This window comes from Kitasatospora sp. GAS204B (genome assembly GCF_029892155.1).
Taxonomy (GTDB): Bacteria; Actinomycetota; Actinomycetes; order Streptomycetales; family Streptomycetaceae; genus Kitasatospora.
The window spans coordinates 34,794-54,764 of sequence record NZ_JARZAG010000038.1 but is presented as its reverse complement, the minus strand read 5'-3'; the positions used below and the strand labels follow the sequence as shown (position 1 = coordinate 54,764).

Genomic DNA, 19,971 nt, shown 5'->3' with positions numbered 1-19,971 from the left:
GAAACCGAGTGCAGCGACACGCGAAGCCCCCAGCCGCCACCATGAGGGGCGTAACGGGTGAACCGACCAGATGGTCAGCGACTCACAACCGCCGATAAATTGTGGTTGGCGTATTGGCTGACGGTCAGGACGTTCGGTTCTCTGCAGCTTTCATAGCCTTGATAAGGCTTTTTGGGCGCATGTCGGCCCAGTGGGTCTCGATGTAGTCGAGGCAGGCCTGGCGGGCATCCGCCTCATGAGCCACACTCCAGCCAGCCGGCACGTCGATGAACGCCGGCCACAGCGAGTACTGGCCCTCATCATTCGCCAGCACCATATAGATACCGCTCGGGTCCTCAAAGGGATTTGCCATCTATTCTGCTCCTTCCTGAGACTGAGGTCGATTCCTCGCCAAATCGTCGAGCTCGTGGGCAAGGATCCGCCCGATCAAAGCGACCGGACCGTCCTCGAACATCGCAGTGTGCGCACACGGAATATCATGGCTGTCGATCCACCCCTCCACATACGGCCCCCACTCGCTGGGAGTGCGGGAAGCCATAACACCGGTGTCGAGTGCCGCGTTGAAGAACAACACATCCCCCCGATAGCCGCCAGGAGTGAAACAGTGCGGCAGCCGGGCGTTGTTCAGCGAGACGGCTAGGATGGCGTCGAGATGGCGCTCCTCGATCAGGGCAAGCCCGACGTCCTGGCGCTGGAGGAACTGCGCGACCGTGGGCCTGGACAGCTGCCCGCCCCCCACCTTCACGGCGTCGTACCCGAGATCCTCAAGCAGCCCTGCGAGTACCTTGCGCTCAAGATCCTCGGCGTTGTCGACCGCGGTTCCCTCCGCAGATGTGGGTGGATAGGCGTCGAGTATCGCTAGGAGATCGACTTGCTCGCCCTGGGCCTGGAGCCGGGTGGCGATGGTATGAGCGACGAGGCCGCCGAAGGACCACCCCAGCAGGCGGTACGGCCCGTGCGGCTGGACGGTCCGGATCTCATGCAGGTAATCCGCCGCCATCTCCTCCACACTCCGCGGGAGCGCCTCGGGGCGGGCGAGCCCACGGGCCTGAAGCCCGTATATCGGAACGCCAGCGCCCAGCTCCCGCATCAGTCGGGCATACAGCCAGCTCATCCCCTCACCCGGATGGATACAGAACAAGGGACGGCCGCTACCCTGCGCCCTGAGCGGAAGCAGGACATCCCACAGTCCCATCGACGAGCCATCGCGGGAATCCGAGTCGAGCCACTCGGCGAGTCTGGCCACCGTCGGTGCCTCAAACAGGGTCCGAAGCGTCAGTTCCACACCCAGCGCGGCCTGAACACGACTGGCCAGCCGCACTGACAGCAGCGAATGCCCACCCAGCTCGAAGAAGTTGTCATCGATACCCACCCGGGGTAGACCCAGCACCTCCGCGAAGGCCGCGCAGAGTATTTCCTCACGAGGCGTCCTTGGCCCCCGCTCTGAAGATCCCCCGTAGTCGGGTGCGGGTAGGGCTTTGCGGTCGAGTTTGCCGTTCACTGTCAACGGCAACTCCTCCAGTACCACCACCGCCGACGGCACCATGTACTCCGGCAAGCGCGTGGCCAGAGACCTCCGCAGAGTCCCAAGGACCACCGACCTTTCGTAAAGGCCACTGTCACCGGACGGCACGACATAGGCCACCAGGCGCTTGCCCCCCGGGCTGTCTTCGCGGACGGTGACTGCGGCCTGCGCGATGGTGTCATGGGACAGGAGGGCGGCCTCGATTTCGCCGAGTTCGATGCGGAAGCCGCGGATTTTGACCTGGTCGTCGGTGCGGCCGAGGTAGACGAGGGTGCCGTCGTTGTTCCAGCGCACGATGTCCCCGGTGCGGTACATGCGCTCACCCGTGCCGAAGGGGCAAGCGATGAAGCGTTCGGCGGTGAGGGCGGGTTGGTTCAGGTAGCCGCGGGCGAGTTGGGTGCCGGCCAGGTAGAGCTCTGCGGGTACTCCCACCGGTACCGGTTGCAGTGCGGCGTCCAGGACGAAGACCCGGGTGTTGGCCACGGGGCGGCCGATGGGGACACTGGGGCCGGCAGTGCCGGGGGTGCAGGGCCAGGCGGTGACGTCGATGGAGGCCTCGGTGGGCCCGTACAGGTTGTGCAGAGGCACATCCAGCACCGCGTGGAAGCGGTCGCACAGGTCGGCGGGCAGGGCCTCGCCCGAGCACAGCACCGCGCGCAGGCCGGTGCAGTTCGCTGCGGCGGGCTCGCGGAGGAAGGTCTGGAGCATGGACGGGACGAAGTGGAGGAGAGTGATGTGCTCACGCTGGATCAGCTGCACGAGGTAAGCGGGATCCTGGTGCCCGCCAGGCCGGGCCACGACCAGAGTGGCGCCTTGCAGCAGCGGCCAGAAGAACTCCCACACCGACACGTCGAAACCGAACGGCGTCTTCTGCAACACCCGATCCCCAAGCTCCAGGGGGTACGCGCTCTGCGCCCAGGCCAGGCGGTTAACGACACCACGCTGGGCAACCGCCACGCCCTTGGGCCGTCCCGTCGAGCCGGAGGTGTAGATCACATATGCCGGATGTTCGGGTAGTAGGGGCCGTACCCGCTCGGCATCCGTCATGTCCGCCGTGTCCTCGCCTTCCAGCACGGCGGCCGTCGAGGGATCGTCCGGGACCAACAGCGGGATGTCGGACTCCTCGGGGACCGCAGGGGCGGCCTCGCGAGTCGTGAGGACGATCGCGGGCTTGGCATCGGCGAGAATGTAGGTGATGCGTTCGCCGGGGTAGGCAGGATCGATCGGCAGGTAGGCGGCACCCGTCTTCAGCACCGCCAGGAGCGCGACCACTAGGTCGACCGAGCGCTCCATCATCACCGCGACCCGGTCCTCCGCCCCCACCCCTTGTCCGGTCAGCAACCGCGCCAGCTGATTCGCCCGCGCGTTCACCTCCGCATAACTCAGACACCTGCCCTCGAACGCCACTGCCGTGCTGTCGGGGGTGCGGCACACCTGCACCTCGAACAGCTCCGGCAGCGTCGCATCCGGCACGTCCCGGCCGGTGTCGTTCCACCCCACCAGCAGCAGCCGGGACTCGGCCTCCTCCAGCACCCCCACTCGGGACAGGAGGGTGTGGGGCTCGCTTTCCAGGGCGGTGACGAAGTTGTTGATGGCGGTGTGGAACATCGCGCAGACCGCGTGCGGATCAATGGGCGCCACTGCCTCGACTGTCAGTGCGAAGCCGGTACCGGTGTCGTCGATGGAGGCGGTCAGCGGATAGTTGGTGTGTCCTTCGCTGTGCAGGAAGCGGATCCCCTCGAGGGTCGTCTCCCGGTCTTGTGGGTTGTGGCGGTAGTTGAGGATGGTGGTGAACAGTGGTGTGGGCGGAGTGAGGGCACTGGCGTGCTGGGCGAGAGCGAGCGGGGCGTGCTCACGCACCAGCAGTGCGGCGAGTTGGGTCTGCATCACACGCAGCGCCGTGGCGACGTTGTGCTCGGTGGTTGTGAGGCGCACGGGCAGGGTGTTGATGAACAGTCCAAGGGCCCGTTCGGCGCCGGTGCCGGCGTTCATCCGCCCGAACAGCACCGTGCCGAACACCACGTCATCACACCCGCTGGTAGCCGCCACCACCCGCGCCCACGCCGCGTGCATCACGGTGGCCGCACTCACCCCCCGCTCACGCGCCGCCCCCCGCACCCGGGCCGCCAGCTCCCCATCCACCACCAGCTGCGCCTCGGCCGCACCCGAGCCGTCACCGAGCACATCCAGCACCCCGAACGGCGCCGACGGCTCCTCCACGTCCCCCAGCAGGTCGGCAAAGTACCGCACATGCTCCCAGGGCGGCGCTCCCAGGCGGGCCTGGGCGACGAAGTCCCGAAATGGCACCGGCACGGGCAACCCCTCCCCACCTCCGGTCAGGAACGCCCCCACCTCCCCAAGCATCACCTCCACCGCCGTGTGGTCCTGCACCAGGTGATGCGTACACAACAGCAACAACCATTCAGCACCAGCGGATTCGACGGCGCCGTCCGCACCGAGACCAGCCCCGGCCCCAAAGTCAGGGCACCGGCCGGTACCAGAGCCGGGACGGTCAGGATTGGGGGCAATCGTGACGCGCATGAGGGGGGCTTGGGCCAGGTCGATTGCGGTGTCACCGGCATCAAGGAGCTGGCGGACGGGATCCCCACCCTCAGGGTCCAGGACGATCTCACGCACCGGCAGCGGCGCGCTACGCCACACCACCTGCACCGGCTGCGACAAACCCTCCCACTGCACTCCGGTGCGCAGGACGTCATGACGCTCCACCACCCGCCGCAAAGCTTCCACGAAGGTGTCCACACGCTCACGCGTGTCGAACCCCAACACCGCCGGCCGCGCATACACATCCCCACCGGCACCACCCGTACCCATGAGGTGGTGGAAAAAGATGCCCTCCTGCAACGGCGCCAACGGATAGATATCGGCGACATTCGCCGCACCCCCCGGAACAAGGGAGGCGATCAGCTCGATCTCAGCCGCGGTGAGATCGACCAGGGGCAGCATCTCAGGCGTGATCACCTCAACACCGGGCGGTATCAGATTCGGCGGTACGACCACAACGTCCTGCGCGCCGGCCTCGGCGAGCGCGGCCACCGTCGGGGTGTCGAACATCGCCCGCACCGACACCGCCACACCCTGCTCCCGCAGCCGTGCCACCAAGGTCACCGCCAGCAGTGAATGCCCGCCCAGCTCGAAGAAGTTGTCGTCGATCCCCACCGCGGGCACACCGAGGACCTCGACGAAGGCCGCGCACAGCACCTCCTCCCTCGCGGTACGCGGACCGCGCCCGCCGACCCCGCAGGACGCGGCCAGGTAGTCGGGCACGGGCAGGGCTTTGCGGTCGAGTTTGCCGTTCACCGTCAACGGCAACTCATCCAGCGCCACCACCGCCGAGGGCACCATGAAGTGCGGCAGCCGAGCGGCGATAAACCGGCGCACGCTCTGTGCCGACAACCCATGGGAATCGCTGGACCCGCCCTTGGCAGAGGATCCGTCCACAGCGGGCGTCCCGTCGGTGGCGGGCGGCTTCCTGTTGCCGGAAGCGCCGTGCACAGGAACGACGTAAGCAGCCAGACGCTTATCGCCCAGGACGTCTTCCCGTACGATGACCGCCGCCTGCGCGATGTCTTCGTAAGTCAACAGTGCGGCCTCGACCTCGCCCAGTTCAATCCGGAAGCCGCGGATCTTCACCTGGTCATCCGCCCGGCCGAGAAACACCAACTCGCCCCTGTTGTTCCACCGGACCACATCGCCCGTGCGGTACATCCGCTCACCCGACGCGAACGGGCACGCCACAAACCGCCCTGCCGTCAGGCCTGGTTGGTTCAGGTAGCCGCGGGCCAGGCCGGATCCGGCGATGTAGAGCTCGCCGGTGACGCTGGTGGGGACGGGTTGCAGGCCCGCGTCGAGGACGTAGGTGCGGGTGTTGGCGATGGGGCGGCCGATGGTGGGGGTGCGGGTCGGGGTGATGGGTGCGGTGGTGGACCAGATGGTGGTTTCGGTGGGGCCGTAAAGGTTGGTGACGTCTGCGAGTGAGCTGAGTGTGGTGGCAAGGGGTTCGGGCAGTGCTTCGCCGCCTGTGAGGATGCGCAGGCGGGGCAGCTCCATCGTGCTCTGGGTCAGATGTTCGGTGAGGGCGTGCCACAGGGAGGGGGTGGCTTGCATGATGGTGGTACCGCAGCGGTGGAGCAGTTCGGCCAGGGCGGGGATGTCGATGACGGTTTGTCGTGGGACGAGTTCCAGGCGGGCGCCGCTGATCAGCGGCAGGTAGAGCTCGAGTGCGGCGATGTCGAAGGCGATCGTGGTCACGGCCGCCCAGCAGTCCTCTGTACCGAGTGGGAAACGGCGGCTCATGTCGGTCAGGAAGTTGGCCAGGGCCGCGTGCGGGATCACGACGCCCTTGGGCCGTCCCGTCGAGCCGGAGGTGAAGATGACGTAGGCCGGGTGTTCCGGAAGCAACGGCCTGACACGCTCCGTATCGGCCAGATCAGCACTGTCCTGCCGTGCCAGGAAAGCGGCCGTCGAGGGATCATCCAGGACCAGCAGCGGCCCGGCGAACGGCTCAGGGACTGCGGGGGTGGCCTCGCGAGTCGTGAGGACGACCGCCGGCTGCGCATCGGCGAGCATGAACCCGATACGCTCCGCCGGGTAGGCCGGATCGATCGGCACATACGCTGCACCCGCCTTCAACACACCCAAGAGCGCGACAACCAGCTCCGCACCACGACCCATCACCACCCCCACCCGATCCTCCGCACCCACCCCACGCGCGACCAGCAACCGGGCCAACCGGTTCGCCCGCCCATTCACCTCCCCATAGCTCACACACCGCTCACCGAACACCACCGCCGTACTGCCAGGAATGCGCCCCACCTGCTCCTCGAACAACCCCGGCAACGTCACATCCGGCACCTCACAGGCGGTGTCGTTCCACTCCCCCAGCACCCGACGACGCTCCACCTCAGTCAGCATCTCAAGCCGGCACAGCGGAGTGTCGGGGTGAGTAGTGAGGGTGCGGAGAGTGAAGATGAGTCGTTGGGTGAGGGCCTGGGCGGTTTCGTGGTCGAACAGGTCGGTCGCGTAGGTGAGTGTGCCGTGGATGCCCGATGGCTGGTTCTGGTTGCGCGATTCTGCAAGTTCGAATTCCAGGTCGAACTTTGCCGGCATCGAGCCGGTCGGTAGGGCAGTGGATTCCAGTCCAGGGAGGTGGAGCGCGGTGGCGGGTGTGTTGTTCAGTGTGAGTGCGACCTGGAAGAGGGGGTGCCGGGCCATGGAGCGGGTGGGGGCGAGGTCTTCGACGAGACGTTCGAATGGCAGGTCCTGGTGGTCGTAGGCATCAATGGTGGTTTCGCGGACGCGGGCAAGGGTCTGGCTATAAGTGGGGTTGCCGGACAGGTCAGTGCGCAGGACGAGGGTGTTGACGAAGAAGCCGATGAGGTCATCGAAGGCTTCGTCAGTGCGGCCGGCGATGGGGGCGCCGATGGGGATGTCCTCGCCCGCGCCTAGCCGGGCCAGGAGGACGGCCAGGGCGGCCTGTAGCGTCATGAAGACGGTCACTTCATGGGCACGGGCGAGGGCATGGAGTTGTTGGTGCACGTCGGCGGGGATGGTCACCTCGACGGTGGCGCCGTGGTGGCTAGCGACCCTGGGCCTGGGGCGGTCGGTGGGGAGGGTGAGTTCTTCGGGCAGGTGGGCGAGGGCGCGGCGCCAGTAGGCGAGTTGCTGGTTGAGGCGGCTGTGGGGGTCGTCGTCGCTTCCGAGGAGTTCGCGCTGCCAGAGTGTGTAGTCGGCGTATTGGACAGGTAGGTCGGGGAAGGCGGGGGGGTGGCCGTTCGTGCGGGCGTTGTAGGCGGTGAACAGGTCCCGGGCCAGCAGACCCATGGACCAGCCGTCGGCCGCGATGTGGTGGATGGTCACGGCAAGGACGTGTTCGGTGGCCGAGAGGGCGAACAGTTCGGCCCGGATCGGGATCTCGGTGGCCAGGTCAAATGGTTGTGCCTTCGCCTCGGCCACTGCCCCCGTCAGGTCGACTTCGGTGACATGGGTGACGGGTAGTTCGACAACGGCCTCGTTGGGGGGCAGGACCTGTTGCACGGGGTTGCCGTTTGGGGAGGGAAAGATGGTGCGCAAGGCTTCGTGACGGGCCACCACGTCCCGCAGCGCATTGGCCAGGGATACCGGGTCGAGGCTCCCGGTCAGGCGTACGATCAGCGGGATGGTGTAGAGGCCGCCGAGGCTGTCGAGCTGGTCCACGAACCATAGACGCTGCTGGCCGAACGACAGCGGAATCATCATGACTCCTCGCTCGTACGCATCGGCCGTACGGTAGGCCTCGTATCCCTTGGATGGTCGGTGTGCTCAGCGAGCCACGCCGCGACTCCTGCCGGTGTCGGCCTCTCGAACAGCACGTGGATCGGCAGCTCCACATCCAGCATCGAGCGCACTCTGCTGACCAGTCGCGTCGCCAACAGTGAGTGCCCTCCGAGCTGGAAGAAATTGTCATCGGTGCCAACCTCGACGCCGAGCAGGCCGGTGAAAACAGCGCAAAGGATCTCCTCGCGGACGGTGCGAGGTCCCCGCCGAGAGGAGCCCCGGCCTGAGGCGCCGTAGTCGGGTGCCGGCAGGACCCTGGGGTCGAGTTTGCCGTTGACTGTCAGCGGAAGGCTTTCTAGCACCACGGTCGCTGCAGGGATCATGTAGTGCGGCAACCGGCGGACCAGAGCCTCGCGCAGAGCCTGAGCCAATCCGGCCGTTTCCTCACAGCCGCCGTCCTGTGTCGGCACGACGTAGGCGACCAGGCGCTTGTCGCCCGGCATGTCCTCGCGGACAGTGACCGCGGCCTGCGCGACGCTCTCGTGCGACAGGAGGGCGGCCTCGATCTCGCCCAGCTCGATCCGGAAGCCGCGGATCTTCACCTGGTCATCCACCCGGCCCATGTACACCAGCTCCCCCTGTGGGGTCCAGCGCACCAGATCCCCGGTGCGATACATCCGCTCGCCTGTCACGAAGGGGCACGCCACAAACCGCCCCGCCGTCAAGCCAGGACGATTGAGGTAGCCGCGCGCCAACTGCGCACCGGCGACATAGAGTTCCCCGGCCACCCCCACCGGCACTGGCAGCAAACCCCCATCCAGGACAAGGAACCGCAGCCCCGGCAGCCCTGCCCCGATCACACTGCGCCCGCCAGCGCTGGCGGCCGATGAGGCGTCCAGGCGGCGGAAGCTGGCATGAACGGTCGTTTCGGTGGTGCCGTACATGTTCACCAGCACCGGCGCGTCATCCGCGTGCCGGGCATACCAGGAGCCGAGACGAGCCAGGTCCAACGCCTCACCACCGAAAACCAGCCAGCGCAACGCGAGACGATCACCCACTTCGGGGTCCTGGGTATCGGCCTGAATCAGCTGATAGAACGCCGACGGGGTCTGGCACAGGACCGTCACCCGCTCATCGACCAACAGGTGCAGGAAGTCCAGTGGTGAGCGGGCCACGTCCTGGGGCACCACCACCAGCCGCCCACCGTGCAGCAGTGCCCCCCACATCTCCCACACCGAGAAATCGAACGCGAAGGAATGGAACCATGACCACACGTCGTTCGCGCCGAAGCCGAACAGCCCTTCGGCGGCGGTGAACAGCGCCACCACGTCTTGGTGAGTAACGCATACGCCCTTGGGCCGGCCGGTGGAACCGGAGGTGTAGATCACATACGCCGGATGCGCCGCCACCAACGGCCTGACCCGCTCCGTATCGGCCACGTCGCCGGGGTCCTGGGCTTCCAGCAGCACGACGGTGTCCGGGTCGTCGACGACGATGACCGCGATCGCGTCCGCGTCCGCAAGCGCCGGCACCGAATCGCGTGCGGTGAGCAGGACCGTCGGCCTCGCATCGTCGAGCATGTAAGAGATGCGCTCCACCGGATAGGTGGGATCGATCGGCAGATGCGACGCACCAGTCTTGAGCACAGCCAAAAGAGCAAGCACCAGGTCGATGCCTCGGCCCATCACCACGGCGACCCGATCCTCCACTCCCACTCCATAACCGACCAGCAGCCGAGCCAAGCGGTTCGCCCGCGCGTTCATTTCCACGTACGTCAGGCACTCGCCGTCGAACACCACCGCCATGCTGTCGGGCGTGCGCCGCACCTGCGCCTCGAACAACTCCGGCAACACAGCACCGGGCACATCCCGGCCAGTGCTGTTCCATTCCACGAGCACCCGGCAGCGCTCGACCTCGTCCAGCACCCCGATCCGGCACAACGGAGTGTCGGGCTCGTTCTCCAGAGCGCTGAGAAGGTTGGCGGTGGCGATCTGGAGCATGACGCAGATCGCGTGCGGGTCGATCGGCGCGACGGCCTGGGCGGTCAAGCTGAGGTCGGTGCCGGCGTCGTCGACGGACACGACCAGCGGGTAGTTGGTGCGCTCCAGGTCGTACAGGACCCGCACGCCCTCCAAACCGGTGTCAGCGTTGAGTTCGGGGCGGGGGCTGTGACGGTAGTTGAGCAGTGTGGTGAACAGTGGGGCGGGTGGAGTGATGGCGCTGGCTCGCTGGGCCACGGCCAACGCGGTGTGCTCATGCGCGAGGAGGCCAGCCAATTGCTCCTGCATGGCGCGAACTGCGGTGGTGACGCTCAGCACGCTGCCGGTCTCGCCGCCGGGTACTCGCACGGGTAGCGTGTTGATGAACAGGCCAAGAGCGCGCTCGGCTCCATGGCCGGCGTTCATGCGCCCGAAGAGCACGGTGCCGAAGACCACGTCATCGCGCCCGCTGGTCGCGGCTACCACCCGCGACCATGCCACATGCATCAGGGTTGCCGCGCTTACGCCCAGCCGTCGGGCCGCCTCCCGCACACGGGCGGTCAGGTGCGGATCCAACGGCCTCCGGATCTGTGCGACGGTCTTGCCATCACCGCGCACGTCACATACGCCGAACGGGGCAGTGCACTCCTCTACATCCCCCAACAGCTCGATGAAGTAGCGTTCCTGCTCCTCATCGGAGCTTCCCAGGGAGGTCTCCGCCACAAAGGCCCGAAAGGCCACAGGTACGGGCAGGTCCTCCTGGCGTCCGTGGAGGAACGCATTCGTTTCCTCCAGCATGACGTCCAATGTTGTGTGGTCCTGAACCATATGGTGCGTGCGCAGTAGCAGCAGCCAGCCGCTGTCGTGCCTTGGGCCTTTGGCTGCAGGACACTGGGCGATAGTCAGCCGCAGCAGCGGAGCTTGGGTCAGGTCGATGTCCGCACGGTCGGAATCCAGTAGCTGCTGCCCCGCGTCCGCTCCGTGCGGATCAAGTGTGACCTCGCGGACAGGTGGGTATGCGGCGCGCCAGACGACCTGCACCGGTTGTGATAAGCCTTGCCACTGGACGGCGGTGCGCAGGATGTCGTGCCGGTCTACGACGCACTGGAGCGCCCGCAAGAAGGCGTCCAGGCGCTGGCGTGTGTCGAAGCTCAGAACTAGTGACAGCACATAGATGTCGCCGCCGTTGTCGGGGGTGAGGAGGTGATGGAAGAGAATGCCCTCCTGCAATGGTGCGAGTGGGTAGATATCTGCGATGTTGGCCGCCCCGCCAGGAACATGGGAGGCGATCTCCTCGATCTCAGTGGTGGTGAGCTCGACCAGGGTCACCATCTCCGGGGTGATCACATCGGCCCCTTGCGGGATAAGGTTCGCAGGCGCCGCTACCGCCTCCTGCCCGGCCACGGCGGCCAGAGTGGCCACGGTCGGGGATGCGAACAATGCCCGCACCGACACCGCTACACCACGGGTCCTCAGCCGGTCCACCAGTGACACCGCCAGCAGCGAATGCCCGCCCAGCTTGAAGAAGTTGTCGTCGATTCCGACGTGGGGCAGGCCCAGAACTTCTGCAAATGCCGCGCAGAGGGTCTCTTCACGTGCTGTGCGCGGGCCCCGCACGGACAGCTGAGCACCGTAGTCCGGTGTGGGTAGCGCCCGGCGGTCCAGCTTGCCGTTCACGGTCAACGGCAGATCGTTCAGGACCACAATGGCTGAGGGCATCATGTGCTGCGGCAGCTGAGCTTCCAGAGATTCTCGAAGCGCCTCCGGAAGCGCCGCTTCGTGCAGTTGGCTGCTCGGCTGGGATGGCACGACGTAGGCGATCAGGCGTTTGTCCCCCAGTGTGTCCTCGCGGACAGTGACCGCGGCCTGCGCGACGCTGTCGTGGGACAGGAGGGCGGCCTCGATCTCGCCCAGCTCGATCCGGAAGCCACGGATCTTCACCTGGTCATCCACCCGGCCCAGGTACACCAGCTCCCCTTGCGGGGTCCAGCGCACCAGATCCCCGGTGCGATACATCCGCTCGCCTGTCACGAAGGGGCACGCCACAAACCGCTCCGCCGTCAGATCAGGACGGTTGAGGTAGCCGCGCGCCAACTGCGCACCGGCGACATAAAGTTCCCCGGCCACCCCCACCGGCACCGGGGACAGGACAGCATCCAGCACGAAGGTGCGCAAGCCCGGCAGGGCCCGGCCGACCACACTGCACCCGCCGGTGCGGGCGGCTAGTTCCGCATCCAGGAGAACATGGCTGACGTGGACAGTGGTCTCGGTGATGCCATACATGTTCACCAACGTCGGCGCATCATCACCGTGGCGGCCGTACCACGGCAGAAGACGCCCCGGATCAAGCGCTTCACCACCGAACACGACCCATCGCAGGGCCAGGCCGTCACCGACTGCCGGATGCTCGGTGTCGGCCTGGACCAACGCGTAGAACGCCGACGGCGTCTGCGACAGAACTGTCACCCGCTCCCGGACCAGCAACTGCAGGAAGTCCAGTGGTGAGCGGGCCACGTCCTGGGGCACCACCACCAGCCGCCCACCGTGCAGCAGTGCCCCCCACATCTCCCACACCGAGAAATCGAACGCGAAGGAATGGAACCATGACCACACGTCGTTCGCGCCGAAGCCGAACAGCCCTTCGGCGGCGGTGAACAGCGCCACCACGTCTTGGTGAGTAACGCATACGCCCTTGGGCCGGCCGGTGGAACCGGAGGTGTAGATCACATACGCCGGATGCGCCGCCACCAACGGCCTGACCCGCTCCGTATCGGCCACGTCGCCGGGGTCCTGGGCTTCCAGCAGCACGACGGTGTCCGGGTCGTCGACGACGATGACCGCAATCGCGTCCGCGTCCGCAAGCGCCGGCACCGAATCGCGTGCGGTGAGCAGGACCGTCGGCCTCGCATCGTCGAGCATGTAAGAGATGCGCTCCACCGGATAGGTGGGATCGATCGGCAGATGCGACGCACCAGTCTTGAGCACAGCCAAAAGAGCAAGCACCAGGTCGATGCCTCGGCCCATCACCACGGCGACCCGATCCTCCACTCCCACTCCATAACCGACCAGCAGCCGAGCCAAGCGGTTCGCCCGCGCGTTCATTTCCACGTACGTCAGGCACTCGCCGTCGAACACCACCGCCATGCTGTCGGGCGTGCGCCGCACCTGCGCCTCGAACAACTCCGGCAGCGTTACCCGCGGTTTCTCGCGCTCGTCGTTGTTCCAGTCCACCAGCAGCCGTCGTCGCTCCCTGTCGTCCAGGACATCGATCAGGCACAGCGGGGTGGTGGGATCGCTCTGTAGGCCTGTGAGGAGATTGGCAGTGGTGGTGCGGAGCAGCTGACAGATGGCGCGTGGGTCAACAGGTAGGACGGCTTGGGCGGTGAGGCTGAATCGGGAGGTGGTGTCGTCGATGGAGAGGGTGATCGGGTAGTTGGTGCGTTCATCGAGGTGGAGGAGTTGGATGCCGTCGAGACCGGACAAGGCTTGAGGGCTGAGGTTTGGGCTGTAGCGGTAGTTGAACAGGGCGGTGAACAGCGGAGTGGGTGCGGTGACGGCGCTGGCTCGCTGGGCAATCGTCAGTGGGGTGTGCTCATGCGCCAGCAGTCCGGCAAGCTGTGCCTGCATGGCTTGCACCGCGCTTGTGACGTCGACTCGGTGGGTGTGCAGACGGGCTGGAAGGGTGTTCATGAACAGGCCCACGGCACGATCGGCACCCTGACCGCCGTTCATGCGCCCGAACAGCACGGTGCCAAAGACCACGTCATCGCGCCCGCTGGTCGCGGCCACCACCCGCGCCCACGCCACGTGCATCAACGTCGCCGCGCTCACTCCCATACGGCTCGCCTGCTCCCGCAGCCGCTCGGAGAGATGCTCGTCGAAGGCCAGATACGCCTGGGCGGTGGTGCGGCCTTCACCGTGCACCTCCAGCACCCCGTAGGGCGCGGAGGGCTCCTCGACATCTCCCAGCAAGTCAGCGAAAAATGCCTCGTGTTCCTCTCGAGGAATGGCCAAACGGGTGTGGGCCACGAAATCACGGAACGGCACCGGGGCGGGCAGCTCATCCTGGCTTCCGCGCAGGACCGCGCTCACCTCTTCCAGCATGACCTCCAGCGCTGTGTGGTCTTGGACGAGGTGATGGGTCCTCATCAGCACAAGCCATCCTCCGCGCCCATCATCCGTGGTGGCGTCAGGATTCCTGGCAATGGTCAGTTTCAGGAGTGGCGCCTGGGTCAGGTCCATACCTGCCCCGCCGGCCGCCAGAAGCTGGTCGACCGGACGCAAGCCCCCGGAATCGAGGGCCACCTCGTTCACCAGTAGCGGTGCACTGCGCCACACCACCTGTACCGGCTGCGATAATCCTTGCCACTGCACCGCGGTGCGCAGGATGTCATGGCGGTTCACCACCTGCTGGAGCGCGTCCACGAACGCGTCGAGATGCCGACGTGTGTCGAAACCCAGCACCACGGGCAACACATACACATCGCTGCCCGAGTTCGACTCGCTCTGGTCGATGACGTGGTGGAAAAAGAGGCCTTCCTGCAGTGGTGCCAACGGGTACATGTCGGCGATGTTCGCCGCTCCTCCTGGTGTGCGAGCGACGATGTTCTCGATCTCCTCCATCGTCAGGTCGACCAGCGGCAGCATCTCGGGCGTGACCATCTCAGCGGCTGGCGGGATGAGATTCGCCGGCACCACCACCGGCTCCGGTCCAAGTCCCGAAGCCAGCCCGGCAACCGTCGGCGATGCGAACAACCCACTTGCCGGAATCGTCACACCTCGATTCCGCAAGCGCTCCACCAGCGACACCGCGAGGAGTGAATTCCCGCCGAGTTCGAAGAAGTTGTCATCGATACCGACCCGGGGTAGACCCAGCACCTTCGCGAAGGCTGCGCAGAGTATTTCCTCACGAGGCGTCCTTGGCTCCCGCCCTGGAGATCCCCCGTAGTCGGGTGCGGGAAGCGCCTTGCGGTCCAGCTTGCCGTTGGCCGTCAACGGCAGCTCCTCCAACGCCACGACGGCCGAGGGCACCATGTACTGCGGCAAACGCGTGGCCAGAGCCCTCCGCACCGTGTCGGTCAGCCCGGCCACATCCTGGAGACCACCGCCATCCTGTGTCGGCACGACGTAGGCGACCAGGCGCTTGTCGCCCGGCATGTCCTCGCGGACAGTGACCGCGGCCTGCGCGACGTTCTCGTGCGACAGGAGCTCGGCCTCGATCTCGCCCAGCTCGATCCGGAAGCCACGGATCTTCACCTGGTCATCCACCCGGCCCAGGTACACCAGCTCCCCCTGTGGGGTCCAACGCACCAGATCCCCGGTGCGATACATCCGCGCGCCAGCCGCTCCGAAGGGGCACGCCACAAACCGCCCCGCCGTCAAGCCAGGACGATTGAGGTAGCCGCGCGCCAACTGCGCTCCCGCAATGTAAAGCTCGCCCGCCACCCCCACCGGCACCGGCAGCAAACCCCCATCCAGCACGTATACGCGGGTATTGGCGATCGGCCGGCCGATCGGAACCGCCCCGGTCGACGGCGAGTCTCCAGGAGCAACCCGGTACACCACGCACCCGACCGTCACCTCGGTCGGACCGTACTCATTCACCACCGTGGCCCCGGGGTGAGCCGCCCGCCACGGGTTCAGCACCTCACCAAGGAGTTGCTCTCCGCCCAGAACGAGTTCACCAGTCGGCGAGAACGTCTCGGGCAACACATCCAGCAGCGCCAAGTGGCCCGGCGTCCCCTTGAGGAAGCTAACCCCGACAGGCTCCCGCCCCGCCCCGGCCTCTAACGCGGCCACCTCTATCCGACCGCCACTGATCAGCGGGGCGTACAACGACGTCACCGCCAGATCGAACGCCGCCGACGAATGCGCCAAAGTGTGCCCTGCCACCGACGGATAAGCCTCAACGCTCCACCGCAGGTAGTGGCAGAGTGCACCATGCTCGACCACCACCCCCTTGGGCCGGCCGGTGGAACCGGAGGTGTAGATCACATACGCCGGATGCGCCGCCACCAACGGCCTGACACGCTCCGTATCGGCCACGTCGCCGGGGTCCTGGGCTTCCAGCAGTACGACGGTGTCCGGGTCGTCGACGATGACAAGCGCGACGGGGGCGGGATCGGGCAAGGCCGGCGCCGCGTCGCGAGTCGTGAGGACGACCGCCGGCTGCGCATCGGCGAGCATGAACCCGATACGCTCCGCCGGGTAGGCCGGATCGATCGGCACATACGCTGCACCCGCCTTCAACACACCCAAGAGCGCGACAACCAGCTCCGCACCACGACCCATCACCACCCCCACCCGATCCTCCGCACCCACCCCACGCGCGACCAGCAACCGGGCCAACCGGTTCGCCCGCCCATTCACCTCCCCATAGCTCACACACCGCTCACCGAACACCACCGCCGTACTGCCAGGAATGCGCCCCACCTGCTCCTCGAACAACCCCGGCAACGTCACATCCGGCACCTCACAGGCGGTGTCGTTCCACTCCCCCAGCACCCGACGACGCTCCACCTCAGTCAGCATCTCAAGCCGGTGGACGAGGTCGGATGGCGTGGCAGCTGCCAATCCGTTCAACAGGTTCTTCAGATGCTGGGCTGCAGTCCGAGCCAATTCGGCATCATGCAGCATTGGATGGGTCAGGACGTCGATCCCCACGCTCCCGTGAAGCAGCGTGCGGGCGGTGATCGTCGTTGCAGTAACCGGCCGGGTCCCGAGCCAGTGGTGGGTTGACCGGCTGTCGCCGAAACGTATCTGCTCCTCGATGGGCAGGACGTGAACGACGACGTCGAACAGTCGGCTGGGGTCGGTGACGTCAATGTCGGTGAGGATGCTCTCATAGCGGTATCGTCGGCGGGCGAGTCCCTCGCGCAGCATGCAAGAGGACTGGCGCAGGAGTTCCTCAACCGACATGTCCGGCGCTACCGTGAGGCGCAGGGGGATGACGTTCAAGGCCGAACCAGGAATGGCCTGCGGTTCGGCTCCTTCCCGACCGGGATCGGCAACGCCGACAACGATGTCCTTCGATCCGGTGGTGCGGTTGACATAGACGGCGGCGGCCGTGATCACTGCCTCCGCCGAGTCCGTGGCCTGTCGGCACACCACGGGGCGAGGCCCAGGAGCGTGCGCGGGTTCGGAGGAATCTGTGCACCGCGCCGGCCTGTGAGGTTCTCCCCATGACCGCTCGGCCGTGTTCTCCCGGCCCTGAAGAACGCTCAGCCAGTACCGCCGGTCCTGCTCGAACCGCGGCGATGCCCGGTAGGACCGATCTGCTGCCAGCAGCGCCGTGAACTGATCCAGGCCGGGCTCGGGCGCTGCAGTGCCGGTGGCCAATGCCGAGTAGAGCCGGGCCTGGCGCTCAGCGATCGCCCGCAGGCTGCTGTCATCGCCGGCGATCTGATGACAGCGCTGGTACCAGTGGAAACGGCTGGTCCCGATCTTGAACAGAGCTTGTGTGAACAGCGGCCCGCGCTCAAGATCAACCAGGCGGCACATATCCGCCCACATCCACTCGTCCGCGGCCTCCAGCGGCTGCGCCTCGCCGCTCACATCCACCACATGCAGCCGCCATTGCGCCGTCCTGTCGATGTGTTGGCGTACCTCGGCGGCATCCCCGGTGAACCGCAAATGCAGGGCTTCGGACTCGGCGATCGCCCGCCGCAGGGCCATCTCGAACAGGCCCACATCCAGCGTCCCACGAATGTCCCAGTACGCCCCGATGTTGAATGGCGAGCCGTTCGGTTCAGTCCGCTGGGACCGCCACACGAAGAATTGACTACTCATCAATTCATAGGTTTCAGGCTCATAGTGGGATGACATGATCTCTCCTCGGCTCAACTGCCAAGCCCGCGGTGCGCTCTCGCCAAGAAATGCCTCACCACGGCTACACGACACGACCACTCCATTTGGCACTGAACGGCCGCCGGCGCCTCACGATGGGGGTCGGCTATGTACAGCTCAAAACAAACCGGTCAGCGGCGACGAGGACCCGCGACGCCAAAGCTGCGATTGCTCCAAGGGGTTGGCTTGAACCAGCCTAGCCGCCGTGATCTTCACACGCCGCCCAAGGGCAGCCACGTACAGCCAGCAGACCCGACAGCGGCCATAGCCGCTTGGAACTGCATCCGACTCCACAGTATGGCAATGCCCGCCCGGCACAGCAATAGCCCCGCAGAAGGCGCCACACGCCAACGGGCATAAGCAATCGGAAGCTTGCAGAATCAGACAAACCACACGTGGATAGATAGGCACGCCTCCGACGCCGGTTCAAATGTTCGAGTTAATGGGCTGATTGATTTCTAACCAGCATGTTCCCAGCCCTCGACGCACGGCCCTGGCGTGAGGCGTCCAGGCGTCCACGGGCGACATCGGACACATCGAGATGGGGGGAGTCGTCATGGCGGCCTCTCAGTACGCTCATCCTGCACAGACAACCGATCCCGGTAGCGGCACATGAAAGCCCGAACCGACATGCCGTGCCGCACCACCGCCCGCCCCGGCCCCCACACCCCGGCGCCGGCGATCCGGCGCCGGGGTGTGGGGGCCGGGGCGGGCGGCACTGGTTACCTGCACCGCTCGCGGTGCTCGTCCCGGACCTGCTGAGCACCGCGCCCGGTACGAGGCAGGCTTGACGGCACGCATCCTCGAAGCAGCGAAGCCGCCCCCCTTTGTGAGGACCTGCGCGGAGGGCAGGCTGGGCTCCAGCGAAGCCGGCGCCACCCGGGATTCGCCATCGGCGCGCCAATCCCCGCCCGTGCCACCGGCCTGGGCGACGCCGCCGAAACCATCCAGCGCTGTAATGTGCCCTGCGACTCGGCTCACCATCGGGTGCGACCACAGGGACCGACAGATCCGCCGGGTGATTACCGTCGCATCCGCGCGAAGGCCACGCCCGCGGTCCCTACCGCCCGCGCCGGCTGCCAACCCGAGAGCGACACGAGCAGGCCCCGCTGCGCCCGTACCGCGCAGCCGACCACCGCAACGCACCCGCTCCCGTTACTTTCCAGGATCACGCCGACCGGCACGGGACGGTGCACCAGGGCAACCGACGCTCCCGCAGCCACACGTGAAGGCCGGCCAAGTGCCCGGCCGGCCCAGGTCGGCGCGGTGGCGGCCACCTCTTTGATCAGGTTGAGGGCTGTCGTCGTCGCGAGCCTCGGTGAACATGCACGAGGCAGGCGCGCCGCCGCCTGCGGATTGTGGCAGCCTACGCGGCCAGCGGGTGTGCGGTCAGTGGCTGGTGAGCGCGCCCAGGCTGGTGAGCACCCTGATGTACTGGGACCAGTAGCAGATGAGCTCGCGTTCGATGAGGGCCAGGGCGTCGGGGCCGGCGCACGAGAGGTTCCGCGGCCCGCTCCCGGTATCCCGTGTGCCAGCCTGGGCAGCGCTCGTAACAGACGAGGTGGCCTGGTCGAGTGTGATGGTCAGCGCCGGGGCGGGCACCTTCCTCAGCTCCGCCAGACCCTCGCGCCAGTTGGTGCCGAGCTGTGCCCAGCTGCTGCCTGCGCGTTCGAGCCACGCGGTCAGGTCCTCGAAGAACACCACGCGCCGCGCAGGGTGCACAGTTTGGAACGCGTCAGCGACCCGCAGGATGTCTGCGCAATCCCTGGACAGAGTGTGTCGCTGGAGCATCTGAGGATCCAGCGCTCTGACACAACCGCCGGCCCACTCGGCCTGGGACGGCTGGACGAACCAGTAGCGGGGCTGCAGCGCCACCTCTGTCACTCAAAACTCTCCTTCACAACGGTCACGCACTCCCCGCCCGTCCCCGTACGGCAGGAGGCGCACGCGGGTGCAGCAAGGCCCTGGCCGACCGGTCGCATCGTCGTGGCCGGGCTGTTGAGGGTCTCTCCGGTGCATCGAACCGTAGCGTGCCACCGGGCCCGGCATGCGAGGGACGCGCCTGCGGCCGTGCGCCGACCCCACCCCGGAGGTTACAAATTCAACCAACTCCCCTGACAAAAGTCCTACTTGAGGCGATCGCGGGCCGCCAATACCAACCGTAGGGGTGATCTTGAGAAGGTTGCCGTCATGGATACCCTCCAGGCCGCTCCCGCCCGGGGGCGTGCGGCTGCCGCCGCCCGGCGGGCCGGCATGACGCGCCGGCCCGCGCCGCGTCATGGCCTGCCGGCCCAGAGATCCATGAGCAGTGGCAGCAGGCTGTCGACCAGCTCGCGGGCGGCCGTGCCG

4 protein-coding genes are annotated in these 19,971 nt (G+C 66.7%); all 4 read right to left on the bottom strand.

Translation table 11 applies throughout. The annotated features are described in order from the left end of the window. Positions 1–124: 124 nt before the first annotated feature. The 4 genes from P3T41_RS33580 to P3T41_RS33565 all read right to left on the bottom strand — a co-directional run bounded on the left by P3T41_RS33580 (position 125) and on the right by P3T41_RS33565 (position 19,506). Complete coding sequence (locus P3T41_RS33580) at positions 125–352, bottom strand: MbtH family protein (RefSeq protein WP_280694406.1); 228 nt, start codon at positions 350–352, stop codon at positions 125–127. Continuing rightward, positions 353–7,780, bottom strand: a complete 7,428-nt coding sequence (locus P3T41_RS33575; RefSeq protein ID WP_280694405.1) for a non-ribosomal peptide synthetase — start codon at positions 7,778–7,780, stop codon at positions 353–355. Then, the gene (locus P3T41_RS33570; protein ID WP_280694404.1) at positions 7,777–17,601 is read right to left on the bottom strand and encodes a non-ribosomal peptide synthetase; all 9,825 of its coding nucleotides are present in this window, start codon (positions 17,599–17,601) and stop codon (positions 7,777–7,779) included. The genes P3T41_RS33575 and P3T41_RS33570 overlap by 4 nt, the downstream gene beginning before the upstream one ends. A 1,410-nt stretch (positions 17,602–19,011) precedes the next feature. Further along, positions 19,012–19,506: a hypothetical protein gene (locus tag P3T41_RS33565; RefSeq protein ID WP_280694403.1), complete on the bottom strand. Its 495-nt coding sequence runs from the start codon at positions 19,504–19,506 to the stop codon at positions 19,012–19,014. Positions 19,507–19,971: the final 465 nt, after the last annotated feature.